Source organism: Candidatus Roizmanbacteria bacterium (assembly GCA_016699265.1).
Lineage (GTDB): Bacteria > Patescibacteriota > Microgenomatia > UBA1406 > GWC2-37-13 > CAZLQR01.
Genome location: CP064967.1, coordinates 64,391 through 89,585 on the forward strand (window position 1 = coordinate 64,391; position 25,195 = coordinate 89,585).

A 25,195-nucleotide genomic window follows, 5' to 3' on the forward strand; every position below is an offset into this window, starting at 1 on the left:
CCTCAATTATCTTAGTCTTTAATTGCAATAATGCAAGTGATTTTATAGCATTAAGTAATGCAGCACGATACGACAACCGATTTTTGGAAATACATGTCCCAAAAACAGAAGGACTTAATTCATCAGGGCGACTTCATTCGCCACGAGGTAATTGAGGAGGGAAAGTTTAACTTCGATGACTATGCCTTCATGGTTTTTCCATACGCAAAAGCATACGAGGGGTTTCTGAAACAACTTTTCAAAGATATCGGATTCATTTCAGAGTCAGACTATTTTTCGGATCATCTGAGGCTCGGTAAATTAATGTCTCCTCATATGGTGGGTAAGTTAGGTGATGAATCGCTCTATAAGAAATTGGTCGATTTTGGAACAAGAGATTTGGCAGAAAGAATGTGGACTTCTTGGACCGAAGGAAGAAATAGAGTTTTTCATTACTTTCCCCACAATCTGGAGGCGATTACGCTTGAGGAGGCTGAGCAAAAAAAGGATATGATACTCGACACAATGATGTATGCGTACGAACAGCTATATCCATCAGATAGTGCTAAGGTATAAATGTGATAAATATGCAGGGACTTTCTTCAGATCAAGCAGCGTTACTTCTCAGAGAACATGGGCGCAACGAGATACCACATCCGAAAAAGCCTTCATTGGCGCTTAAACTATTCCAACAGTTAAACAGCGTTCTTATTTATCTACTTATTGCAGCGGCAGGACTGTCATTTTTTGTTGGAGAAAAGGTGGAGTCTTTTTTAATTCTCGCAATCGTCGTTCTTAACGCGGGCGTTGGAGTATATCAAGAAGGTAAGGCTGAGGAGGCTGTAGAGTTGTTGCAAAAATTCTCAAAAACAATAGTTAGAGTGTTTCGTGATGGTAAGGAGCAGGAGCTTGATAGTGCGCTACTAGTCCACGGGGATATAGTATATATAGAGGATGGTTCGAAGATACCTGCAGATGCAGTAATCGTACAGTCTCAGGCCTTAGAGCTCAATGAGTCTTCTCTCACCGGAGAATCTCTATCTATTCCTAAGAATAGAGGCGAAGAGGTTTTTATGGGGACGATAGTTGCAAAGGGACACGGTCATATCAGGGTAGAAAAAATCGGAACTCATACTAAGTTTGGAGGTATTACCAAAAATCTGTCCGAGGTTGAGAGAACCAAAACTCCGCTGCAGTTAAAGTTAGAGAGTCTATCGAGACTCATAGGCATTATTGGTATTGCGATGTCTGTCTTTGTCTTTGGGCTTTCGTATCTTCAAGGTAACGGCGGATATCTCGCATTTCTTCTTGCTATTTCCTTGGCAGTAGCGATCGTACCGGAAGGATTACCTGCCGCGATGACCGTAACACTCTCAATAGGAGTAAAGGCGATGGCAAGACGCAAAGCAATAGTTAGAAAGCTTTCTGCAATTGAAGCATTGGGAAATGTAAACTTAATCGCTACTGATAAAACAGGAACGCTTACGACTAATCAGATGCGCGTGAAGGAGCTCTACGTTGAGAAGGATGAAAATCAGAGACTGATACTCTTAAACAGTGTTCTATGTTCAACTGCTTCGTTAGTCAAGATTCACGATCATGGCTCTTACGACTTTCTTGGTGATCCAACTGAGGGCGCTCTTCTACTATATGCTCAAGAACAAGGTCTGGATGTCGAACGGACTCGTAAGGAGTGGAAGATAGAAGATGAGGAGCCGTTTGACTCTGTAACGAAACAGATGTTAGTTAAGGTCAGAAAGGGTGGAGTTGAACATATACTTATTAAGGGAGCTCCAGAGACCGTGCTGAAAGAACCGCTCAGTCCAAAGTTCAAAAAAACACTGAACGACTGGACAAATAAAGGATTCAGAGTAATAGCATTTGCAGATAAAAACGTAAACTTAGGTATCGTGGCACTCTATGACCCACCAAGACCAGAGGCGCGAGAGGCGATTGAACGATCGAGGAAGGCGGGAGTAGAGGTGGTCATGGTGACCGGAGACAATGCGCAGACAGCAGAGGCAATTGGAGTTCAGATAGGACTACTTAGAGAGGGTGAAGAAATTGTGACCGGGTCCCAGCTTGATGCCTGTTCTGACGAAGAGTTATTAACCAAACTGGAAAAGATTAGAATTTTTGCACGAACTAGTCCTATTCAAAAAAGTCGTATCGTCTTTCTTTACCAAAAATTGGGGAAAATAGTCGCGGTTACAGGTGACGGCGTCAATGACGTTGTAGCTTTAAAACGGGCAAATGTTGGGATCGCTATGGGATTAATTGGTACTGACGTAGCGCGAGAAACAGCCGATATAATTCTTTCGGACGACAACTTTGCAACGATAGTAAACGCCATCGAGGAGGGAAGAAATATAGTTCAAAAACTCAGTAACACAGTTAAGTATTTGCTCACAACCAACTTAACTGAAGCTGCCGCTCTCATAATTGCTTTGACTGTAGGAGTGCCAACTTTGTTTCACCCGATTCAACTTTTATACATAAATCTTGTCTCCGACGGTTTGCCTGCGATAGCTCTCGCTTTTAGCCCGGGAGATAAAGGAGTGATGTCGGAAAGACCTGAACGGGAAATTACTATTTTTTCACGTTTCGACACTATTTTTATTTTTGTGATTGGAATATTCGGGTCAATAGTTGTTCTTGGCTCTTATTACGCATTTGTTCAATTTGGTGAGAGTTATGCTAGGACAGCTGCGTTTACAGTTCTAGCTCTAACACAGTCATACGTCTTTGTGGATATATGGCTCTCACACAGATCATTTGTCAAAAATATAACTCTACTTCGTTCGGGGATGTTCATAGTAGCATTTTTGTCACCATTTGTACTCCAGTTCATCATGCTTAATGTGCCAGCATTCGCAAAATTGTTTGGCCTTCAGTTGGTGTCATTTAATTTGTTTATAATAATGGTCGCTTTATCCGCATGTGCTACAATTGGGATCTGGTTATATAAATTAATTTACAAACCTTCATGAAAGTATATTTTGTAAGACATGGCCAAACGTTCGGCAATTTATCTGAGGTGCATCAAGATCATTCTGATGAACTGAATGAGCGTGGTGTTCGACAGGCGAAAACAGTTGCGAAGCGTTTTGAGAGCATTGATCTTGACTGCATTCTTTCAAGTGATTTTTCTAGAGCTCGAGCAACGGCAGATGAGATTGCACAGATTGTTGGAAAGGAAGTCGAAGTCACCGAGCTTTTACGAGAGAGAAAAAGACCAAGTGTGTTAGTTGGCAAAAGATATGATTCCGAGGAGGTTTTGAGTACGGTAAAGGAGATGGAGACTAAAAAACATCTGCCAGATTATCATCACTCCGATGAGGAAAACCATACGGAAGCTCTTGAAAGAGCGCAAAAACTTCTTCGATTTTTAGAGCAACGCAGGGAAGAAAATATTGTAGTCGTTACTCATGCAACGTATATGCGATTTATCTTAACCTGCATTGTCTTCGGAAAAGAGGCGACAGTACAGCAATTTGAGAAGATATATGATGCGTTCAGAGTTCATAATACCGGTATCACGGTCTGTAAATTCGGAGAAGGTATGCGTGGTTTGTATAAAAAAGAAGATTATTGGTGTGTTATCACATGGAATGATCATGCCCATTTAGGTGAGTTGAAATAGTACATATGGTAAAAAATCAATTTATTCCCATTGCATTAACGGTGGTAGTTTTCGGAGCATTATGCTCTCTTCTATACGGCTTTATTCTTCTATTAAATCGTTTTACGGGAACCGACATTTTGTTGCAGGTGAGATGGGGTGATGTTTTGGTCGGTTTGACGATCTACTTGAAGACATCGGTGGACTTCGCTCTTCTGATTGGAAATCTTATGGCTGCGTATGATGGTGTAAAAAACAGAATAGCAATAGAGATTGGTACTGCGGTGGGGAATGCACTTGGGACATTAATCGTCTTGACGATATGGAATTTTTTTAGAGATGTTGAGTGGCTTCTTGCTTTGATGATATTTATAGCCGCCTTAGTCTTGTTGAGGCTTGCTCAGGATGGATTCGAGCATGTACATCAGTGGGATGCAAAATTTCCGAGCTGGTTTAAGACTTTCTCTGGCGGTCTGGAATCGACATTAACTAAAATTAACAGCTTTGTTGCTCCTGTTCTTAAATACATAATTCCACATCCAACACTAAAACCCACAAAAGGACTTACCTTTATTGGTCTTTTCGTTGCTTCATTCACAATTCCATTCATTTTAGGCCTTGATGATTTTGCTGGCTACGTTCCACTTTTCTCTATTGTTAATGTATTCGGTTTTGCTATCGGAGTATTTTTAGGTCACATGGTTCTAAATATGGCTCTTTTCATCTCACCTAAGAAAACAATCACGGCTGTCAAGAATCCATTAATCTCATTTGCGGGAAGCATCGTATTCATCGGTCTTGCAGTCTGGGGTTTCTGGGAAGTCTATAAAATTTTATTCCTACACTAAGAAGTTTATCTTCGTTCTGGAGATGGACCATGAAAACGCCCTTCAAAACGTCTACGAGTTTTTCCAGCTGCTGCGATAGTGCCCTCGAGTCCGTTAGGAAATATTTCGCGATCTTCTATGGAAAGTTCTTCGTATGGTAGACCCTCTTTAATTAAGTGAATTTTAGCTTCACCAACGGCTTCATTGTCATTACCTATTGAAACCGTGCCTTCTTTAGTAATAACACCGTCGAAGGTAAACATTCTTACTATTTCTAACTGTTCAGCTGTAAGTCCAGTGTACAGTCGCGCAGTAACAGAGGCAGTACGGTTGGGCACCAAGACTCTTGTACTAAACCCCGAGTCAACTACATCGGTTCTCATTCTCGCATTGACATCGGTGCCATGTACAAGACCTAACATGAATCCCTGAAGTTCCATTTGATGTGAGGCGGGAAGTTCGCCAAGTAGCGCTTCCATCACACGAGAGTCTTTTAATGCTCCTGCTGCCATGTAGTGGGCATTGATTCTTTGATCGGTAGACATAAGAAGGTCATATTGTAGCACTAAGGAGGGCCTTGTCAATAGATCTCTTATTTTCTACTTTGTAGGGGGAGGAGAGGGTGCTCCCTGATCTGTTTTGCCATGGCTCGATACTCATCCAGGAACGGATTAATCATTCCAAGCTCTGCTTCTGTGTAGATCGCCTCAATTATCGTGTCTGTTTCAGAGTCGAAGTCATACCTAACATAGGGAACTCCTTCTCGAAGATGATGAATAAGAAAGTGTTGTTTCAAACGTCCAAAACCAGTACGGTCTAACCGAGCTTCGTTAATTTCGCCAACTCTACAGAATTTGTTTATCAACTCTAATTCATGTGCTGTGAGGTCGTGGTACTGTGCCAGTGTAACTTCGCTATAATCAACAGGGTTGAGCGCAAACTGTGGAATGGTTTCGTTGCCATCCTTTACAATAACCAACTCAAACCCACTTAGATAAACGAGCTCTTTCTTTGGTGTAACAGTTCTTCCCAGTAGTTCGGACATAACCGACGGGATCTTAAGAGGTCCTATTGCGAGAAAGTTATTTGTTGCGTGAGTAAGAGATATTGAAGAATCGTCAGACATCCCCAATTATATACTATGGGATATAGAATGTAAAGCTTTTACTGCCTTAACAATAGCAGAGGCATCTATTTCTTGATAATGTAAATTTTCTTCAGGCGTGCCGCTGTGAGGAATATTGTGAACGCAGAGGTGATCGAAACTTTTAGCTTGTAACTTAGAACTTGCGAGTGAGGAAAGAACTGCTTCGCCTATTCCTCCAGCTGCATAATGATCTTCAACGACTATTATCGGTAAATGAGCGAATTTTTTTATTGTTTCTGCATCAATCGGCTTGATAGAGTAGAGGTCTACGATTGCTATCGAAATACCCTCGTTTTTTAGGGCTTCACGTGCCTTGAGCGCCTCATGCAATGTAATACCGGCGGTGAAGACTACTGCCTTGTCATTCTGGCTCTGACGAAGAATTTTGGACCCGCCAATTTTCATAGATTTTGTCTCTTCTGTGGTGCATAAGACCGGAAGAGTTGCGCGAGTCGTTCTTAAGTAATTAATTCCTTTTTGACCATGAAGTAATTTAAGCTGCTGTATCGCTGAATTTGCATCTGATGGGTATAAAATAGTGCTATTTAACACGCTCCGAAACATCGAAATATCTTCAAGTCCCATTTGGGATGATCCATCCTGCCCCATTGAGACTCCAACATGCGATCCACAGAAGGTGAGATTAACATATGAGTACTGACTCATGCGAATTTGGTCAAAGGCTCTCGTAAGAAACGATCCAAAGGTTGAGATGAATGGTTTAAATCCTATCTTCGAAAGCCCCAACGCTACGGAAACCATATTTTGCTCAGCGATGAACATCTCGAAGAAGCGGTTGGGAAAAACTCTCTTAAATTTTTCAGAAAATGTTGAGTTGGACATTTCAGCATCAAGAACGACTAAGTTATCATCGCTTTTTCCCAGTTCAACAAGAGCGTCACCATAGGCTTGACGGGTAGCGATATTCTCACCTAGAGAATATTGCGTGGTTGTTAGCTCTCGGCTGTCTGTGTTCAGATTGTCGCTGACTACTGATATTTGATCATTTAAATCTGGAGAATTAATTTTGCCAACCAAATCATAATTAACTTCTCCGAGTTCTTTAAGCGCTTCATCTAGCTTATCCTTTGGAACCGGTTTCCCGTGCCAGCCCTCTTTATTTTCGAGAAACGAAACACCTTTTCCTTTTATTGTTTTGGCTATGAAAATGGTTGGTTGATTGTCAGGGAGGGTTTGCTGGTAAGCCTTTTGTATTTCATCAATGTTGTGACCGTCTTCTATTATCGCGACATTCCATCCAAAGGCTTTAAAACGGTCTGCATACGTTTGTAGATCCCATCCAAGCATTGTCTCTCCTCGTTGACCGAGACGATTCACGTCGAGGATTGCGATCAAATTAGATGTTTTATAATGCGATGCAAGTTCCGCAGCTTCCCAGACTTGACCTTCTGCAACTTCACTATCACCTAATAGAACAAAAACTATTGGTTTTCTGTTAGTTCTGAGTTCTAAGTTCTTGGTTCTTAAATTAATTCCTAACGCCATTCCCAGACCGATTGATAAACCTTGTCCAAGCGATCCTGTCTCGACATCGTGATATGGGAAGAGTGGCGTTGGGTGGCCTTCCAGTCGAGAATTATGATCTCGCAACTTCATTAGGTCATCATCAGTTAGTGCGCCTGCAACGCGATACAGAGCGTAAAGAAGTGGCGATGCATGACCTTTGGAAAGGATAAATCTGTCATTGTTTAATATATGTGGTTCGTCGATGTTGTAATGGTATGGTCCTGAAAAAAAGAGCGTTGTTATAAGTTCGACAGCCGAAAGTGAGGAAGTAGGGTGGCCGGATCCGGCGTGTGTTGTTGAGGTTAGAATATGGCGACGAACCAACTTACACAGTTCCTGAATTTCTTGTGAAGATTGCATAGAGTATAATTTCAGTATAAGCTATCTCATATTTTTATGGCAGAAGGACAAGAAACACCACGATTAGTAAAGCCAACAAAACATCCAGAACAGGTTGCGGGTTATGTTGCAAAAGGTGCTCCAGAAAAACTTGCTCGAGAAATTGTGGCAGATAAAATTATAGGTGGAAGGCGTGTAAAGAAGCTTGAGGAGTTAGCAATGGTAGATCCGCTAACCGGAGCTTTTAACAGACGATATTTTAATGAGGAATTGCAGGACGCATTCAATCTTACGAGTCGAGAACAAAGTGATGGCATTAGGACGCAAATCGGAGTACTGATATTAGATCTCGATAGATTTAAAAGCGTAAATGATCGTTTTTCACATATGGAAGGGGACAGAGTTTTAAAATTATTTGCCGACAGCATTAAGGGTAAGATCCGAGAGGAAGATGTATTTGCGAGGCTTGGAGGGGAAGAGTTCGGACTCATAATTAGGGAGTCTCATAAACTAACGCCAGAGGATTTGGTTAAGATGGTCGATCGTTACAGGAAAACAATTGCGGAAAAAGTCATGACCGGCCATGTTGCCGGACCCAAAAACGAGTCTGTCACGACCAGTGTAGGTCTCGTTCTCTTTCCAAACGGTGCCCATATCGAGCGGCCTCAAGATCTCGTTCATTGTGCGGATCAAGCACTCTATCAAGCAAAAGCAAACGGAAGAAACCAAGTTGTGAAGTTTGAGGGAATTGACGATAACGGAACTCCTCAGTTTTCTAACGTCGAGGTATCTCCTAAGGGTTGACCAAGTTCCTGCGCTTTCAATACTCTACGCATTATTTTTCCACTTCTTGTTTTTGGTAACGATGTTACAAACTCGATCTCATCAGGCGTTGCGATTGGTCCGATCATCTCTCTTACTTTTTTCTTGAGCTCTGCCTTCAGTTCATCGGTTGGTTGCTGACCAACCTTAAGAATAATAAAGGCCTTGATCGACTCTCCTTTGACTTCGTGGGGTTTACCGATAACTGCCGCCTCGGCAACTGACGGATGAGCGACAAACGCACTTTCTAGTTCTGCAGAACCAAATCGGTAACCTGAAACCTTCAGAACATCATCATTTCTTCCGAGAATCCAAAAATATCCATCTTCATCGATTTTGGCAGTGTCTCCCGTGAAGTACACATTCGGAATCTCTTCCCAGTAAGATTTTCTATACTTTTCTTCGTTTTTATAGATATCCTTCATCATCGCTGGCCAAGGCTTTTTAATTATTAAGAAGCCCTGTTTATTCCGTTCGACAGGTTGACCATCATGGTCTACAACGTCTAATTCAAGACCGGGGAAAGGCTTGAAGGCTGAGCCAGGTTTAAGCACAACTGATGGTAGTGGGGATAGAATGTGCATTCCCGTTTCGGTTTGCCACCAAGTATCCATTATCGGGCATCGTCCTCCTCCAATGACCCGATGATACCATTTCCATGCCTCTGGGTTAATTGGTTCACCAACACTTCCCAAGATTTTTACATTTGAAAAATCAAATTTGTTTGGCCATTCTTCTCCATACTTCATTAAAGCTCTGATTGCGGTAGGAGTCGTGTAAAACTTAGAAACTTTATATTTAGAAAGCAAAGACCACCATTTTCCAGGATCTGAAAGTCAGGCGGACCTTCATATATGAAGTTAGTTATTCCGTTAATAAGCGGAGCGTAGACTATGTAACTATGGCCTGTAATCCACCCTGGATCTGCGGTGCACCAATAAACATCTGTTGGTTGAAGATTGAAGATCCACTTAAGCGTTATATATATTCCAACCATATAACCTCCATGGCTGTGAACAATCCCTTTTGGTTTGCCGGTACTTCCCGATGTGTAAAGAATAAAAAGGGGATCCTCTGCATCCATAATTTCGGTAGAACAAATGCTATCCTGTTTGGCGAGCACATCATCCCACCAGAGATCTCGTCCCTCAACCATTTCAACGGGATTACCGGTTCTTTTCACGATAATCATTTTTTGTACTGAAGGACAGTCTTTTACTGCATTATCCACCGTTTTTTTAGTGTCGATGAGCTTCTCTCTAAAATGATATCCATCTGCTGTAATAACGACCTTCGACTCTGCTTCGGTAACTCGATTTTTCATTGCGTCTGTCGAGAATCCTGAGTACACAACCGTATGAACGGCTCCAATCTTAGCGCATGCAAGCATACTGATTGTCTGCTCCGGAAGTCTTGGAAGATAGATGCTGACTCGATCTCCTTTTTTAATTCCGAGCGTTTTCAAGGCATTTGCGAGTTTGCAGACTTCATCGTTGAGTTGTTGATATGTAAATGTTCGCACGCCTCCATCCTGACCCTCCCAGACGAGCGCCATCTTATCCTTGGTCGCTGTCTTCAAATGCCTATCGAGTGCATTATTCACGATGTTGCACTTTGCTCCTTTAAACCAGTGGGCATATGGATACTGCCAGTCAAGAACTGTGTCCCACGGCTTGAACCAACTCAGTTCCTTAGCGATGTTTTCCCAGAAGGCCTCAGGTTGAGCTACAGACTCTGCATATAGTTTTTCGTAGTCTTTCACGTATGAAGATTCGACTAAGTCCGGAGAGGGTTTAATAGCAGTTTCGTCCATGTAGAGTAATTATGCAGAAAGAGGGGATTGAATTGCAAGAGATATTTAGAATCAGTCCCTTCGCATCGCCGCATCGTGAATCATCGGGTGACTTGAAAGGATATCACTCTTTCTAAGAGTTTTTTTGCCTCTTCATTTTTCTCAAAATGCTCTCGCACTGGTTGTAATAGTTTGTCAAGTTCTGACGCGACAGAAACTTTGAGATCCTGTGGGTGAATTTCTTTTGCCGCAAACTTATTTTCTAGATCCTCATACGAAGTTACGGTGAGATTTCCACCGAACTTTTCCGGTCGAACAATAGTCATAGAATCAACACTCTCAAAAATGATGTATTTGCAATATTCTAGAACAGGATTGTCCTTTACTTCACCCTCTAGACACCAAGCTTTGTTAAGTTTTCGTTTAATATCTTCAGTTGTATCGGTCATGAAGATCGCTGAGTCGGGATGTGACTTGGACATCTTCAGAGCGATAGCTCTGGTCATAGCGCTCTGAGTTTTCAGTGGTCGGTCGTCTGTTGTCGGACCATTGACGGCCGATATCTGATTGCCGATATCTGTTGGGGGCTTACCAAGTCCCATGAGCATATGGTGACTTACGACAACCGGTTTCCAAAATCCAAGTTGGGGACCGATCTCACGGGCAAGCATATTTAGTTTGCGCTGGTCCATTCCGAGTTGAGTTATTTTAGCTCCAAGCATGAAAATGTCCGCGACCTGCATACAGGAGTAGATAATATGAGCGCCGGTAAGATTGTCCAGAGACTCCTCGCGTCCCATCATCTCCGCGGTTCTCACAAAGCGTTTAAGGGCGTTAGATTTGCCCACCTGAACAACTAACTTCCAGTAGTCGGAGTTCTTTGCCATTTCAGATGCCCAGTGAAACTCCACCTTCGTCATATCCATTCCGCAGGCTTTCCAAACCTCGATGAAGTACTTTCCGACCGTCTGAATTTTGTCGAGGTCTCCACCCATTTTATTGTTTGCCATGGCGTGCCAGTCGGCAACCCACATCTTAAACTTGATTCCGGCCTTGGTCATTTTATTTACATTGATCGCTCGAAGGAGTCCTTGAGCGATGTGGATTTGTCCAGAAGGTTCAAAACCGTCGTAAGCAGTCAGTTCTTCACCTGATTCAAGGAGTTTTTTGAGCTCTTCCTCCTGAATTATTTCTTCGCCGACCTCTCGTACTAATTTAAGTTTATCGTCAGTTGTCATAGTAGTAATTGAAAAGTATTATACATGAAACCATAGTAGGGTATAATGGCTTCTAGTATGAAAAAAAGAGTATTATCTGGAATTCGAGCGACAGGAAGACTCCATCTTGGGAACTATCTCGGTGCGGTCAAAGGAATGCTGGAACTTCAGGAAAATCCTGATTACGAAACGCTCTATATGGTTGCGGATCTCCACACCGTAACAACACCATATGATGTTGAGGAGCTGAAGGCGAATAGGAGAGAGGTTTATCTTGAGTACCTTGCCTGTGGTCTCGATCCAAAGAAAAGTATTATTTTTTTCCAGTCCGATGTTCCGGAACACACGGAGTTAGCGTTTTATTTTTCATCGGTTGCTACCATTGCGAGAATGCAGCATCTTCCCACCTATAAAGATAAGGTGAAGCAGTATCCGCAGGATAACACCATGGCTCTTCTAAACTACCCGTTGTTGATGTCTGCAGACATTCTCATTTACAAAGCGAATTTCGTGCCGGTTGGGATTGATCAGGAGCCACATCTTGAGGTAGCCCGCGAGATTGCTCGGAAGATGAATGATAAGTATGGTCTGAGTTTCCCCGAGCCTAAGCGTTTTGCTTCTGAGGGTGAATATATTCCATCTTTGAAAGGTGAAGGAAAGATGAGTAAGTCGGTGGAGGGAAGCTTCATTAATCTTACGGACTCATTTGAGGAAGTCCAGAAAAAAGTACGATCGATGCCCACGGCCACGGTGGCTGGTGGTGAAATGAATGCCGGCATTAAGGCACTCTTTACGCTTGCAGATATATATCTTTCAGAGTCGGTTGGAGAATATAAAAAGAAGTTTGAGGCTGGTACTTTGCAGTTTTCCGACCTGAAAGATTCGCTTGCTCAGGCAATCTTCGAAAAACTGAAACCTATACAGAATAAAAGAATAGAACTTGAAGCAAACCCTGAGTATATTGCACAATTAATTCAAGAAGGTGCGCGAAAAGCACGAGAGATCGCATCCCAAACCGTTGCTGAGGTTAAAAATGCGATGGGTCTCTGTTCATGACCAATCTTCATTTCTACAATCTTCGCAGTCGTTTAGGAATGATGAATCTTCCTCATCGCATGGATGAGTTTAATGTGGGTGTGGAAGAGGGTGGCGACGCGATTTTGACCGAGGAGTTTCTTTCCCAATTTCCTCAGGTAGTAGTTGACTCTTTCACCTTCCCATTACCGGAAGAAATCGAGCGAAAAAAATACTTTGATTCGATCGTTGAGTACTCGCAAAAGGCGATAGACCTCCTTGAGGAAACATTGCAAGATAATGAAACTCAGGTGGTAATTGGGGGCGATCATAGCGTTGCTTTCTGCTCCTTAGTTGCGCTTCTACGTAGACTCCACTCGCACAGCATAGGATACATTCAGATCGACTCACACCCAGACATAAATACGATCGCGACTAGTCCAACCGGAAACTTTCACGGTATGTGGATGAGGCCCTTTGTTGGCGGCTTTGAGAACGAGCTCATTAATCAATTAGTACCACATTTTTTAAAACCAGAACAAATTTTCTATATCGGCAATCTCGATCTAGACCCTGAGGAGCAGGAGCTCATCGATCATAAAAAAATTCAGATACTCTCGATAAAAGGTTTGCGGAATAGTGACTCGCAACAGCGGATAAAAAGATTCATGGACTCATTTGATCACATACACCTTGATGTAGATATAGATGGTTTTGATAGTTCTGTAGCTCCAGGAACAGGAATTCCAGCAGAAAATGGGCTATTGCTCAAGGATGTCGAGCCGATTTTTGAGCTCTTTAAGAATAAAGAGAGTAAGTCATTTGATCTTGTTGAAGTAAATCCACAAAAAGATCAGGATGGAATGACGGTCAGTCTTGCTCAAAAATTGATTCAGGATGCATTTGGTTCTTGATTTTTGCCGCTAATCGATGCTAGATTTTGATATAGCTACCAATTTTTCAACTGAAGGAGACCACCGTCGCACTAGGCTATGGTGGCCGAAGGAGGTGAAATAATTAGTGTCAAATAAACTCTACGTAGGAAATCTTCTCTATGAAGTTACCGAGGATCAGCTTCGCACATACTTCGAGAAGGTTGGCCCCGTGGTTTCTACAAGCATCATTCGTTTCAAGGACTCGGGTAGATCAAAAGGATTTGGTTTTGTCGAGATGGAGACGGAAGAAGGAGCTCAACAAGGTTTAGAGCTCAATGGCCAGGATTTTGAGGGAAGAAGACTCATCGTCTCCGAAGCACGCCCGCCGAAAGTAAACACATTCGATGATAACTAGTAGCGATCGTCGCTTTTGATACAAGCTCTGTCGCAAATGGTAGGGTTTTGTATAATACGTTGTAAGTCCGCGAAGTTTTTATTTTGTATTTTGAAATTTGTATTGAATTTGTATTTTTTAAAAATTGAATAAAAAAAATAAAAAATTCAAATTACCATATGAAGAAGTATATTCCCAGCGAAATTGAAAAAAAGTGGCAGGAGAAGTGGCGTAAGGAAAAAACCTTTAGCCCTAATCTTGATACCGCAAAAAAGCCCTTCTACAGCCTCATGATGTTTCCTTACCCATCTGCAGAAGGTCTTCATGTGGGAAACATGTATGCATTTACTGGAAGCGATATCTTCTCTCGACTCAAGAGATTACAAGGTTTTGATGTATTTGAACCGATGGGGCTCGATGGTTTCGGGATTCATAGCGAGAACTATGCGATGAAGGTGAATAAACACCCTATGGATCTTTCTAAGGTCTCGGAGGAGAGATTTTATAAACAACTCGAATCCATTGGCAATGCATTTGATTGGGAACGAACGGTCGAAACCTATAAGCCTGAGTACTACAGGTGGACGCAGTGGATCTTCTTACAGATGTTTAAGCAAAAACTTGCGTACAAAAAAAAGGCTGAGGTAAATTGGTGTCCTTCCTGCAAAACGGTCTTAGCAGATGAGCAGGTGATTTCTGGGAAGTGTGAGCGGTGTTCGTCAGAGGTTGGCAAGAAGATGCTAGAGCAGTGGTTCTTTAGAATTACTGACTATGCGGACAGATTGCTTAAAAACCTTGACGGCCTAGATTGGTCTGAGAAAGTTAAGACGGCCCAACGTAACTGGATAGGAAAAAGTGAAGGAATGATTATTGATTTTGGAGGGATTGAGGTCTTTACTACAAAACCCGAGACTATTGATGGCGCAACGTTTTTAGTGCTAGCTCCTGAACATGAAAAAGTTGCAAAACTCACAACTCAAGAACAATCAACTCAGGTCAAGGAATACATTGAGATGGCCAAAAAACGCTCAGAGTTTGAGAGAAGCAATCTCAAGGAAAAGACAGGCGTATTTACAGGGTCGTATGCAGAGAATCCAGTGACAAAGAAACAGATTCCTGTCTGGATCGCTGACTATGTGCTGGTAGGATATGGTACTGGTGCAATCATGGCTGTTCCGGATGGTGATGATAGGGATAGGGAGTTTGCCGAAAAATTCAAGTTACCAATTGAGAGCACAAGTTACGAAGCTAAACCGGAGGGGGTAAAGAGAGTCAATTACCATCTCAGAGATTGGTTAATTTCTCGTCAGCGCTACTGGGGACCACCGATCCCAATGATCTACTGCGATTCGTGCGGAACTGTCCCCGTGCCTGAAAAGGATTTACCTGTTGTTTTGCCGTACGTTGAGAACTTTCGCCCTACGGGTACGGGCGTATCTCCTTTAGCATCTAACGAAGAGTTTTATAAGGTAAACTGCCCTACCTGTGGTAAAGAAGCTCGTCGAGAAACCGATGTTTCGGATACATTTTTAGATTCTGCTTGGTATTTCCTAAGGTACCTTTCCACAGATGAAACGAAGCAGCCATGGAGCTCAGAGCGACTCAAAAACTGGATGCCAGTAAATACCTATATCGGTGGAGCAGAGCACTCAGTTCTACACCTTTTATACAGCAGATTCCTCAGTATGGTATTTAAAGATATGGGATTGATATCTCATTTTGAAGAGCCATTCACCCAATTTAGAGCACACGGTTTGATTATTTCCGAAGGAGCCAAAATGAGTAAATCGAAAGGTAATGTGATCAATCCTGACGATTTTATTCGGGACTATGGCGCAGATACACTACGCGTCTACCTTATGTTTCTCGGCCCCTATGATCAGGGTGGAGATTTTCGTGAACAGGCAATAGTCGGTCCTTATAACTTCTTAAAGCGTATCTGGGATCTGCAGAAAAAAGTTGATGGCTCGACTCAGGAAGGGCTGGGGAATGAAGATAAACTATGGCTTAATAAAACATTGAAAAAGGTCGTGGATGACGTATTAGAGCTTAAATTTAATACCGCAATTGCAACTCTCATGGAATGGCTAAACTTTTTATCTAAAAAGGAAAAGATTGCCGTCTCTGAGTACAAATTATTACTCATTCTCCTTGCTCCTTTCGCCCCACATATAACTGAGGAGATTTGGGAAATATTAGGAGAAAAATTATCCATCCATTTTCAAATGCTTCCATCTGTAGATGAAAACTCAATGGTTCAGAAGTATTTACGAATCCCTATTCAGGTAAATGGAAAGGTACGGGCCGTACTTCAGGTCTCAAATTCTGAGCTCGAAAAAGATAAAATTGTCAAAAAAGCACTATTAGAGGGCTCTGTGACAAGGCATATTGAAGGCAAGGCATATGAGATTATCTACCTTGAGGGAAAGGTGCTCAATTTCGTACTTTCTTCATAAACTATTAGATCTGGCTTGTTCTGGCAATCTCAATTAAAAACAAATTAATTGAACAAAAGTCGATAATTTTCTATCGAAGTGCATGTCGGCCAAGATTACGTTTAGCAAAAGATAAGAAAATAATTGAGTATTTATTTGGTACAATGACGAAGATATTGCCCGGTCGTCTAATGGCAGGACAGCAGATTCTGGATCTGCTTATCGGGGTTCGAGTCCCTGCTGGGCAGCCATTCGACTCTTCAGTTCTCAGTTGTCTAATGCAATCTCAATGTGGGGAGGTTGATTCCGACTGAAGGATTGAGGATCTCCCTTATGGCAGCTCGCCCCTAATCATTTACGACAGATATACAGCCGTTCTGTGACTTCTTAGATATCCTTCGTGTATTCAAGCTTTAGGGCTCGGAAAAGATGTTGGCCTTTTAGCTAATTGATCTATTTAGCATGCTATCGATTTGTCTGATGATCCTGCGCATTGATGATTCGGACTATGTATTAGCCAAGTACGGACAAAACTCTGTTTTCTAATAGAATGAGTGATTTTAAAGCGAAGCCTTCGTATCTATTAAAAATAGAGCTCTCTTCATAATGCATACAGGAGATATATCAACCAATTCATATCCCTTATTGTGAGACGTCGAATTTGAGTATATATACAGTTATATTCTGTCAATAAAGTCTAAAGAGCAATAATAAAAGATGTAAAATCTTTAACAATGCATACTTATAGTATATATATGTTAAATCCTCATCTTTTCAGGTTTCAAATTTAATTTTGTACGTGTATACTGATCGTCATGAAGCCTGTACTTACAACCTTAAAGAACGGTTTAAAGGTCTGTCTCATAGACACGAACTCTTTTCCAAGTCTGACCACGATACTTCTCGTAGGCGCAGGCTCTAGGTATGAAAATGCAAAGAATAATGGCATTGCCCACTTCTTTGAGCATATGGCATTTAAGGGATCCAAGAACTTTCCGGATTCATTCACGATCTCTTCGACTATCGAGGGTTTAGGGGGAGTGTTTAACGCCTTCACCTCAAAAGACCATACCGGCTACTGGATTAAAGCAACGAACGATCATTTCGAGACAGTCTTAGCTGTGCTCTCAGATATGATCATGAACTCATTTCTTCTTGAGGATGAAATAAATCGAGAAAAAGGTGTAATTGTGGAGGAAATTAACATGTATGAAGATACTCCTAGGTGGAAGAGTGGAGATTTATTCGAAGAGCTTATGTATAAAGGGAGTTCTTTGGGGATGGACATAGCGGGCACAAGAGATACCGTAACCAACTTCAACAGGAAGACCTTTACCGACTACATGGATGAGCTTTATCACCCGAATAACGCTGTTTTGGTCGTGGCAGGGGGATTTGGAAAGGGCAAGGCAGACTACATTAAGAAAATTGAAGAGCGGTTCGGAGGTTGGGAAAGCAAGAAGGTTAAAGGCACATACGGAGTTTTTAAGAAGATTCAGACGAGCCCACAAATACTTATTCATTCTAAAAAAACCGAGCAAACTCATTTTTGTTTAGGCTTTCACAGCTACAATATCGATGATAAAAGGAAGTATCCACTAGCTCTTCTGTCAACAATTCTGGGTGGTGGAATGTCCTCTCGTCTTTTCATGCAGGTGCGAGAACGAAGAGGGCTGTGCTACTACATCTCAACCGGTCGTACAAGTTATAAGGATGTTGGAAATTTCGTAACCTCTGCGGGAGTGACGAATAATCTAGAAAAAACAAAGGAAGCAATTAGAGTTACTCTTGAGGAGCATAAAAAGACAACAATGGGAGATATTACGGACGTAGAAATTAAAAGAGCTAAAGACCTAATAAAGGGAAGAACCATACTGTCTATGGAGGACTCTCAGAACGTTTCATTATATTTTGGCTTGGAAATGCTTCTGCAAAATAAATCCACCACGCCTGAGGAGATGATAGAGACAGTACAGAAAGTGACCAAAGACGAGATTCTAAGCGTGGCTAAGGATGTGTTTAACCGAAACAATATTAACCTTTCGTTGATTGGTCCTTTTAAAGAGGGAGATATCACGGCTGAGGACCTCCAGATTTAATCCTCCTACGCAAACCCACATACCAGCAAACAGGGCTACAGCGAGCAAGGTTGACAGGCTAATCCTTAACCCATATGATTATCTACAATGATTCTGAGCTTCTTATTTATTCTCGGTCTAGCTGTGGGCTCGTTTTTAAATGTACTTATTGATAGGCTACCAAACGACCAAGGTCTCCTTGGACGATCCTACTGCGATTACTGTAAAAAAACACTACAGCCACAGGACCTTATTCCTGTTTTCTCGTACGCTTTTCTTCGAGGAAGATGTAGATACTGTCAAAAAAGACTCCAGATTCAATACCCTTTAATAGAGTTGTTGACTGGAGTGGTATTTATGCTAACGTGGTTATCATTCTCACAGGGAGGTCTTGGATACCAAATTTATACGATCGTCTTAATTTCTATTTTGATAGCAATGTTCTTTAGTGATCTTAAGTATCAAATTCTTCCCGATGAGGAGCAACTTGCTTTATTTATAGTAGGTTTAGCATATCTAATTGCTACAAACGTGCCTATACCACAGATTGCAGAGCGTTTCGTACTTAGTTTTGTAGCTATGATGCCCCTTCTTTTGTTATTTCTAGCTACGAAAGGAAGGGGAATGGGATTTGGCGACGTAAAACTATTGTTTATATTTGGATTCCTCTTTGAACTACAAGGTGCCTTCATAATTTTGTATGTGGCATTTATAACTGGAGGCTTTTTTGGTCTTGTAGCTATTTTGTTGCGTAAAACTAAGATGAAAAGTAAGATAGCCTTTGGGCCATTTCTTATTTTAGGTGCTATTTTATATCTTTTTTATACTAAGTACTTTATAACAGAGTTCAATACTATATTGGGCATATAAAATACGTTCATAACTCTTCATAAAATTCTAGATTGCCATTTGATCAACCGGTGCATAGATTTCTGAAGCTATTTATATTATTAATATAATTGTACAAATACTCCAATATGAAAGGTTGTATTATAGAATATTTACTATATATAAATGATTGATAAAAGAAATATGTATTTATGCTATCTGCGATTTTGTAGTTCTTCTCTGAAATAAATAAGAACCTTTTTGGGTCTTCGTAAAAGAAATATATCTTCCTCTATCGAGTCATAAAAAAAACTAATAAGTTCTTACTTTGAAGAGTTAATTCTCGATTAAAGATTCAACTTGATTATTGATAAAAGAAGAGAAAAATATTGTCAAAATTATTAAATACTATTTGCGTAAAAATATCCTTAAGAAAATCGAATAAAATCCTTCTTTAAGGACCAACAAAGTTTATTCAATTTTCTATTCTAAAAAACATCATAAAAAAGAAAAAATATACTGATCAAAATTTGTTAACAAATAGCATTTTTGGTTATTAATCTGTATATTCGTACATCTTTCGTACATCTTTAAATATCCAGGAAATATACTAACTCCAAATTATCAATGATGCAGTTTGATATAGAAGCTTAATAATGAGAGTTGCTGATCTTATTGAGTAACTATAAAATGCTTTACAGAGCTTTGGGGCTTTACATAGACTCATATAATTGAGAAAAGTGGAAATCTATGCATTGCTTACTCAATGCATAGATATTTGAAGCTAAAATGCCTCTTGACAAGCGTTGCGTAGATTTGTTCTAATAAATCTTAGATCAATTATTCGCATAATTACATGAGCACGAGCCCTACATTAAAACCTAAAAAAAACCTAGTATCTATTGGTAAAGCTGCAGAGATTTTAGGGGTGTCAATAGACGCCATAAGAAGATGGGATAAAGCAGGGGCAATTCACACGTATAGAGAAGAAGGAAAAGCGAGAAGATTTTCATTAGATGAGTTGAGGGAAATGAAGGCCTCAAAACCACTCAGCATTTCCGAAGCAGCGATCAAATTAGGTGTATCAGCATCCACACTAAGAAGGATTGAAAAGAAGGGTCTATTAGTTCCTCAAAGAAATTCTATAGGTGAACGAGAATATTCACGAAATTCAATCAAGACTTATATGGCCAGAGAGGGCCAACAAAACAAGGGCGTGCCTCTTAGTACGAACGATGCTATCGAAACTGAAATTGACCAAATTCCTGTGCCTGCAAGGGTATTAATCGATAATTCTGTATATGCTTCAGAGAAGGCTAGAGAGTTTCCCGTATATGAGCCAAGAGCGGCAGGGATGTTTGCTTCTGAATCTGAATCTGCAAGGAACGAAGTAGAGCCGAGAATCGCAGATGCTGCCATCCGAAAAATCAGCAGGACACAGTATAAATTTAACGCTCGCAACATATTCATGGCTACCTCAATGCTTGGTTTCATAGCAATGCTTGTGTTCGGAGCTATAGGCGCTCAGACAGTATTCAACTCCGTAACTAAGGACAGAGCTGTTGCAGTTAGACTTAATTTTGAAAAAGTAGATAAACAGCCACAGGTTCTTGCGGCCAGCACAGATAAAGGTCTATTAAGCAGAATTAATGATTCACTATCTCAGTTACTAGCTCGGTTGCCTTGGAGTTCATCAGCAAATAAGAACGTATCCATTGTGGCTCAGGTTAAGAAAGATGCTCAAGTAAATATTGCAGACGTACAAAAAGCCCTTGCATCAAGTGCTATTTCTGAAAAAGAAACGATCTATTTTGCCATACCCGCGGTCTTTCAAAAAAATATTACAGCCCCTAATGTAATATATAGTGTCACTGCTGGAACAGGAGTTACTATTACTGGAGATACTCAGAACCCAGTCATAAACGCCGTTTCTTCTACAGTTGCTTCTGGAGTATCGTCACTACAAGGTTCAACGGGATCGGTAGTGTTAACTGCAGGATCAGGCATTTCTATCGACGGTCTTACCATCAGCTCCTCCATCTCTTCATCTACAGAACAAACGTTTAATACGATTTCTGTAAGTGGACAATCGGATGTGGTAGCCGATAGCTCAACAGACACCCTCACATTAACGGCTGGTACTGGAATAGTTATAACGACAGATGCATCGGGCGACATTGTAACGATTACAAATTCAGGTAGTTCAAGTGCCTCAGGTTTTATAGATAATGGTACGGTCGTGAGTTTAACAACCTCAACCGACAATGTAACGCTTGGTTCTACTACGGATCTTGCAAAACTTGGGATTGATGGAGAGGCGGATGAGATTCAACTTCTCGTTCAAGGAAACTCAACACAGACAACAAGTCTCATAGTTGCTGAAAATTCATCTGGGACAGATGTATATACAGTAAGTAATACTGGAGACGTAGTTCAAACCGGTTCCTTAACCTTCTCATCAGTCGGAACTGATATAACAACGGGATCTGGGGAGGATTTAACAGTTGTAGCAAATGGGATAGGAATTATTAATCTAAATGACAATGTCGTTATCACTGGAACCACAGATCTTCAAGGTAACGTTTCAAACTCAACTGGAACTCTGACTTTTGCAGACAACGTCTCTGTAACGGGTAGCACAACCCTTGGAGATAACACCAGTGACACCATAACCTTTAATGCAGGTGTATCAGGTGCAGGTATATCATTTGCCTCCTCAACATTTGGAACATGTACCGCCCTTGAGACAGTCGGTGGAGTCTTGACCTGCGGATCTGATGCTGGTGGATCAGACTCAGGTTGGATTGATGGTGGATCAAACGTCTATCTTATTACCTCCTCTGACAATGTAGGTATTGGAACAACAGCACCTGGGGCCAAGGAAAACTACAGATCGCTGGTGATACGGATGAAATTCAACTAGTTGTAACCGGCAATGCTACTCAAACCTCAAATCTTCTCACTCTCGAACAGTTTGGTGGTACGGATGTATTCACCGTTACTAATGCAGGTAATGTAACTATCTCTGGTTCAGTCTCTGCTGGATCACTAACTGTTGGAGGGGACACCATCACAGACTTTACAGGTACAGGACTTAGTGCAGCTGGTAACACACTTGTCACCACACTTGGTACCTCAATCTCAAACGGGGAGCTTGATAACTCTACAATCACCTTTGCTGGTGACTTAGGCTCCTCAACAACAGCATTAGGTGCTACAAGAACAATCTCAGGTGGTACAAACGGTATTGACACCTCAGACAACAATGCAGTGTACCTTAACCATTAACTTTGACTCTGCAGAGGTTGGAACCACCACCTTTGGTTCAGGGTCTGCTTTTGCCTGGACCTTTGACTCAACTGCTGGAACCGATACCTCAATTGCCTTTGGATCTAACTCTCAGATCTTCACCTCAGGTACTGCTTCATTCTCAGGAAGACTTGGTAACAACCACTCCTACCGTTTCACTTGATGTTGTTGGTTCAGGTCTATTCTCCCAGAACCTTACAGTCACTGGATCAGTCTCTGCTGGATCACTAACTGTTGGAGGGGACACCATCACAGACTTTACAGGTACAGGACTTAGTGCAGCTGGTAACACACTTGTCACCACCCTTGGTACCTCAATCTCAAACGGGGAGCTTGATAACTCTACAATCACCTTTGCTGGTGACTTAGGCTCCTCAACAACAGCATTAGGTGCTACAAGAACAATCTCAGGTGGTACAAACGGTATTGACACCTCAGACAACAATGCCGGTACCTTAACCATTAACTTTGACTCTACAGAGGTTGGAACCACCACCTTTGGTTCAGGATCTGCTTTTGCCTGGACCTTTGACTCAACTGCTGGAACCGATACCTCAATTGCCTTTGGATCTAACTCTCAGATCTTTACCTCAGGTACTGCTTCATTCTCAGGAAGACATTGGTACAACCGCTCCTCTGGAGTCTTCAACTAACCTTACCGTTAACGGAACACAACCCTTGAGATAACACCAGTGACTTTAATGCAGGTGTATCAGGTCAGGTATATCATTTGCCTCTGGGGAACATACCGCCCTTGAGACAGTCGGTGGAGTCTTGACCTGCGGATCTGATGTGGTGGATCAGACTCAGGTTGGATTGATGGTGGATCAAACGTTCTTATTACCTCCTCTGACAATGTAGGTATTGGAACAACAGCACCTGGGGCCAAGTTGATGTTGTTGGTTCAGGTCTATTCTCCCAGAACCTTACAGTCACTGGTTCAGTCTCTGCTGGATCACTAACTGTTGGAGGGGACACCATCACAGACTTTACAGGTACAGGACTTAGTGCAGCTGGTAACACACTTGTCACCACCCTTGGTACCTCAATCTCAAACGGGGAGCTTGATAACTCTACAATCACCTTTGCTGGTGACTTAGGCTCCTCAACAACAGCATTAGGTGCTACAAGAACAATCTCAGGTGGTACAAACGGTATTGACACCTCAGACAACAATGCCGGTACCTTAACCATTAACTTTGACTCTACAGAGGTTGGAACCACCACCTTTGGTTCAGGGTCTGCTTTTGCCTGGACCTTTGACTCAACTGCTGGAACCGATACCTCAATTGCCTTTGGATCTAACTCTCAGATCTTTACCTCAGGGACTGCTTCCTTCTCAGGAAGACTTGGTATTGGTACAACCGCTCCAACCGTTTCACTTGATGTTGTTGGTTCAGGTCTATTCTCCCAGAACCTTACAGTCACTGGTTCTCTCTGCTGGATCACTAACTGTTGGAGGAGACACCATCACAGACTTTAAGGTACAGGACTTAGTGCAGCTGGTAACACACTTGTCACCACATTTGGTACCTCAATCTCAAACGGAGCTTGATAACTCTACAATCACCTTTGCTGGTGACTTAGGCTCCTCAACAACAGCATTAGGCGCTACAAGAACAATCTCAGGTGGTACAAACGGTATTGACACCTCAGACAACAATGCCGGTACCTTAACCATTAACTTTGACTCTACAGAGGTTGGAACCACCACCTTTGGTTCAGGATCTGCTTTGCCTGGACCTTTGACTCAACTGCTGGAACCGATACCTCAATTGCCTTTGGATCTAACTCTCAGATCTTTACCTCAGGTACTGCTTCATTCTCAGGAAGACTTGGTATTGGTACAACTGCTCCTACCGTTTCACTTGATGTTGTTGGAGCTGGAGTCTTCTCAACTAACCTTACCGTTAACGGGAACACAACCCTTGAGATAACACCAGTGACACCATAACCTTTAATGCAGGTGTATCAGGTGCAGGTATATCATTTGCCTCCTCAACATTTGGAACATGTACCGCCCTTGAGACAGTCGGTGGAGTCTTGACCTGCGGATCTGATGCTGGTGGATCAGACTCAGGTTGGATTGATGGTGGATCAAACGTCTATCTTATTACCTCCTCTGACAATGTAGGTATTGGAACAACAGCACCTGGGGCCAAGCTTGATGTTGTTGGTTCAGGTCTATTCTCCCAGAACCTTACAGTCACTGGATCAGTCTCTGCTGGATCACTAACTGTTGGAGGGGACACCATCACAGACTTTACAGGTACAGGACTTAGTGCAGCTGGTAACACACTTGTCACCACCCTTGGTACCTCAATCTCAAACGGGGAGCTTGATAACTCTACAATCACCTTTGCTGGTGACTTAGGCTCCTCAACAACAGCATTAGGTGCTACAAGAACAATCTCAGGTGGTACAAACGGTATTGACACCTCAGACAACAATGCCGGTACCTTAACCATTAACTTTGACTCTACAGAGGTTGGAACCACCACCTTTGGTTCAGGGTCTGCTTTTGCCTGGACCTTTGACTCAACTGCTGGAACCGATACCTCAATTGCCTTTGGATCTAACTCTCAGATCTTTACCTCAGGTACTGCTTCATTCTCAGGAAGACTTGGTATTGGTACAACCGCTCCAACCGTTTCACTTGATGTTGTTGGTTCAGGTCTATTCTCCCAGAACCTTACAGTCACTGGATCAGTCTCTGCTGGATCACTAACTGTTGGAGGACACCATCACAGACTTTACAGGTACAGGACTTAGTGCAGCTGGTAACACACTTGTAACCACCCTTGGTACCTCAATCTCAAACGGGGAGCTTGATAACTCTACAATCACCTTTGCTGGTGACTTAGGCTCCTCAACAACAGCATTAGGTGCTACAAGAACAATCTCAGGTGGTACAAACGGTATTGACACCTCAGACAACAATGCCGGTACTTAACCATTAACTTTGACTCTACAGAGGTTGGAACCACCAC

Annotated in this window: 23 protein-coding genes, 1 tRNA gene and 1 pseudogene; 18 read left to right on the forward strand and 7 right to left on the reverse strand. The window is 41.9% G+C overall.

All coding sequences use genetic code 11. The features are described from left to right. The first annotated feature begins 57 nt into the window (after window positions 1-57). Genes IPH70_00370 through IPH70_00385 form a run of 4 tightly spaced genes read left to right on the forward strand, consistent with a single transcriptional unit; the run spans window position 58 to window position 4,449 of the window. Window positions 58-555: a hypothetical protein gene (locus IPH70_00370; protein ID QQR63982.1), complete on the forward strand. Its 498-nt coding sequence runs from the start codon at window positions 58-60 to the stop codon at window positions 553-555. An 11-nt stretch (window positions 556-566) separates the two neighbouring features. Continuing rightward, the gene (locus tag IPH70_00375; GenBank protein ID QQR63983.1) at window positions 567-2,969 is read left to right on the forward strand and encodes a cation-translocating P-type ATPase; all 2,403 of its coding nucleotides are present in this window, start codon (window positions 567-569) and stop codon (window positions 2,967-2,969) included. Beyond that, entirely contained in the window at window positions 2,966-3,622 is a 657-nt protein-coding gene (locus IPH70_00380; protein ID QQR63984.1) for a histidine phosphatase family protein, read from the forward strand. The genes IPH70_00375 and IPH70_00380 overlap by 4 nt, the downstream gene beginning before the upstream one ends. Before the next feature lie 5 nt (window positions 3,623-3,627). After that, window positions 3,628-4,449 (forward strand): hypothetical protein, encoded by an 822-nt coding sequence (locus IPH70_00385; protein ID QQR63985.1) that lies wholly within the window; start codon window positions 3,628-3,630, stop codon window positions 4,447-4,449. Between the two features lie 5 nt (window positions 4,450-4,454). Here IPH70_00385 and IPH70_00390 read toward each other — a convergent pair whose 3' ends face one another. From IPH70_00390 to IPH70_00400, 3 genes are read right to left on the reverse strand one after another with little or no spacing between them, the layout of a single operon-like run. Further along, window positions 4,455-4,973, reverse strand: coding sequence for a hypothetical protein (locus IPH70_00390; GenBank protein QQR63986.1), 519 nt, complete (start codon window positions 4,971-4,973; stop codon window positions 4,455-4,457). A 47-nt stretch (window positions 4,974-5,020) separates the two neighbouring features. Further along, window positions 5,021-5,554, reverse strand: a complete 534-nt coding sequence (locus tag IPH70_00395) for a hypothetical protein (GenBank protein QQR63987.1) — start codon at window positions 5,552-5,554, stop codon at window positions 5,021-5,023. A 6-nt stretch (window positions 5,555-5,560) separates the two neighbouring features. Continuing rightward, entirely contained in the window at window positions 5,561-7,462 is a 1,902-nt protein-coding gene (locus tag IPH70_00400) for a transketolase (protein ID QQR63988.1), read from the reverse strand. 36 nt (window positions 7,463-7,498) lie between these two features. Here IPH70_00400 and IPH70_00405 point away from each other — a divergent pair, with 36 nt between their 5' ends. Further along, complete coding sequence (locus tag IPH70_00405) at window positions 7,499-8,245, forward strand: GGDEF domain-containing protein (GenBank protein QQR63989.1); 747 nt, start codon at window positions 7,499-7,501, stop codon at window positions 8,243-8,245. Here the strand turns inward: IPH70_00405 and acs are convergent. Both acs and IPH70_00415 read right to left on the reverse strand, forming a co-directional pair. After that, window positions 8,209-10,076, reverse strand: a pseudogene (gene acs, locus IPH70_00410) (acetate--CoA ligase). The gene IPH70_00405 and the pseudogene acs sit on opposite strands and share 37 nt — an antisense overlap. Before the next feature lie 80 nt (window positions 10,077-10,156). After that, a complete protein-coding gene (locus tag IPH70_00415; GenBank protein ID QQR63990.1) occupies window positions 10,157-11,293 on the reverse strand; it encodes a tyrosine--tRNA ligase in 1,137 nt (378 codons plus the stop codon). A gap of 57 nt (window positions 11,294-11,350) precedes the next feature. On the opposite strand from IPH70_00415, the gene trpS reads away from it, so the two are divergent. From trpS to IPH70_00455, 8 genes are all read left to right on the forward strand, one after another. Beyond that, window positions 11,351-12,328: a tryptophan--tRNA ligase gene (gene trpS / locus IPH70_00420; protein QQR63991.1), complete on the forward strand. Its 978-nt coding sequence runs from the start codon at window positions 11,351-11,353 to the stop codon at window positions 12,326-12,328. Then, window positions 12,325-13,200 (forward strand): arginase family protein, encoded by an 876-nt coding sequence (locus IPH70_00425; protein QQR63992.1) that lies wholly within the window; start codon window positions 12,325-12,327, stop codon window positions 13,198-13,200. The genes trpS and IPH70_00425 overlap by 4 nt, the downstream gene beginning before the upstream one ends. A 106-nt stretch (window positions 13,201-13,306) precedes the next feature. Beyond that, window positions 13,307-13,576 (forward strand): RNA-binding protein, encoded by a 270-nt coding sequence (locus IPH70_00430; protein ID QQR63993.1) that lies wholly within the window; start codon window positions 13,307-13,309, stop codon window positions 13,574-13,576. Between the two features lie 158 nt (window positions 13,577-13,734). Further along, the gene (locus IPH70_00435; GenBank protein ID QQR63994.1) at window positions 13,735-16,011 is read left to right on the forward strand and encodes a leucine--tRNA ligase; all 2,277 of its coding nucleotides are present in this window, start codon (window positions 13,735-13,737) and stop codon (window positions 16,009-16,011) included. Between the two features lie 156 nt (window positions 16,012-16,167). Continuing rightward, window positions 16,168-16,241, forward strand: a tRNA-Gln gene (locus IPH70_00440). 564 nt (window positions 16,242-16,805) lie between these two features. Continuing rightward, window positions 16,806-18,089, forward strand: coding sequence for an insulinase family protein (locus tag IPH70_00445; GenBank protein QQR63995.1), 1,284 nt, complete (start codon window positions 16,806-16,808; stop codon window positions 18,087-18,089). An 87-nt stretch (window positions 18,090-18,176) separates the two neighbouring features. Beyond that, window positions 18,177-18,938 carry a prepilin peptidase gene (locus IPH70_00450; GenBank protein QQR63996.1) on the forward strand — a complete coding sequence of 254 codons (762 nt, stop codon included), beginning with the start codon at window positions 18,177-18,179 and terminating at the stop codon, window positions 18,936-18,938. Window positions 18,939-19,752: 814 nt separating this feature from the next. Further along, window positions 19,753-21,819 carry a MerR family transcriptional regulator gene (locus tag IPH70_00455; GenBank protein ID QQR63997.1) on the forward strand — a complete coding sequence of 689 codons (2,067 nt, stop codon included), beginning with the start codon at window positions 19,753-19,755 and terminating at the stop codon, window positions 21,817-21,819. Between the two features lie 19 nt (window positions 21,820-21,838). Here the strand turns inward: IPH70_00455 and IPH70_00460 are convergent, their stop codons facing one another. Next, the gene (locus IPH70_00460; GenBank protein QQR63998.1) at window positions 21,839-22,150 is read right to left on the reverse strand and encodes a hypothetical protein; all 312 of its coding nucleotides are present in this window, start codon (window positions 22,148-22,150) and stop codon (window positions 21,839-21,841) included. Here IPH70_00460 and IPH70_00465 point away from each other — a divergent pair. Both IPH70_00465 and IPH70_00470 read left to right on the forward strand, forming a co-directional pair. Further along, window positions 22,144-22,368, forward strand: coding sequence for a hypothetical protein (locus tag IPH70_00465; protein QQR63999.1), 225 nt, complete (start codon window positions 22,144-22,146; stop codon window positions 22,366-22,368). The genes IPH70_00460 and IPH70_00465 overlap by 7 nt on opposite strands. Next, on the forward strand, window positions 22,283-22,858 hold the full coding sequence (locus tag IPH70_00470; protein ID QQR64000.1) for a hypothetical protein: 576 nt from the start codon (window positions 22,283-22,285) through the stop codon (window positions 22,856-22,858). Before IPH70_00465 ends, IPH70_00470 begins: the two co-directional genes overlap by 86 nt. Window positions 22,859-23,045: 187 nt before the next feature. Here IPH70_00470 and IPH70_00475 read toward each other — a convergent pair whose 3' ends face one another. Next, window positions 23,046-23,399: a hypothetical protein gene (locus tag IPH70_00475; protein ID QQR64001.1), complete on the reverse strand. Its 354-nt coding sequence runs from the start codon at window positions 23,397-23,399 to the stop codon at window positions 23,046-23,048. 101 nt (window positions 23,400-23,500) lie between these two features. On the opposite strand from IPH70_00475, the gene IPH70_00480 reads away from it, so the two are divergent. The 3 genes from IPH70_00480 to IPH70_00490 all read left to right on the forward strand — a co-directional run bounded on the left by IPH70_00480 (window position 23,501) and on the right by IPH70_00490 (window position 25,158). Next, complete coding sequence (locus IPH70_00480; GenBank protein ID QQR64002.1) at window positions 23,501-24,142, forward strand: hypothetical protein; 642 nt, start codon at window positions 23,501-23,503, stop codon at window positions 24,140-24,142. 106 nt (window positions 24,143-24,248) lie between these two features. Further along, complete coding sequence (locus IPH70_00485) at window positions 24,249-24,977, forward strand: hypothetical protein (GenBank protein QQR64003.1); 729 nt, start codon at window positions 24,249-24,251, stop codon at window positions 24,975-24,977. Further along, window positions 24,937-25,158, forward strand: coding sequence for a hypothetical protein (locus IPH70_00490; protein QQR64004.1), 222 nt, complete (start codon window positions 24,937-24,939; stop codon window positions 25,156-25,158). The genes IPH70_00485 and IPH70_00490 overlap by 41 nt, the downstream gene beginning before the upstream one ends. Window positions 25,159-25,195: the final 37 nt, after the last annotated feature.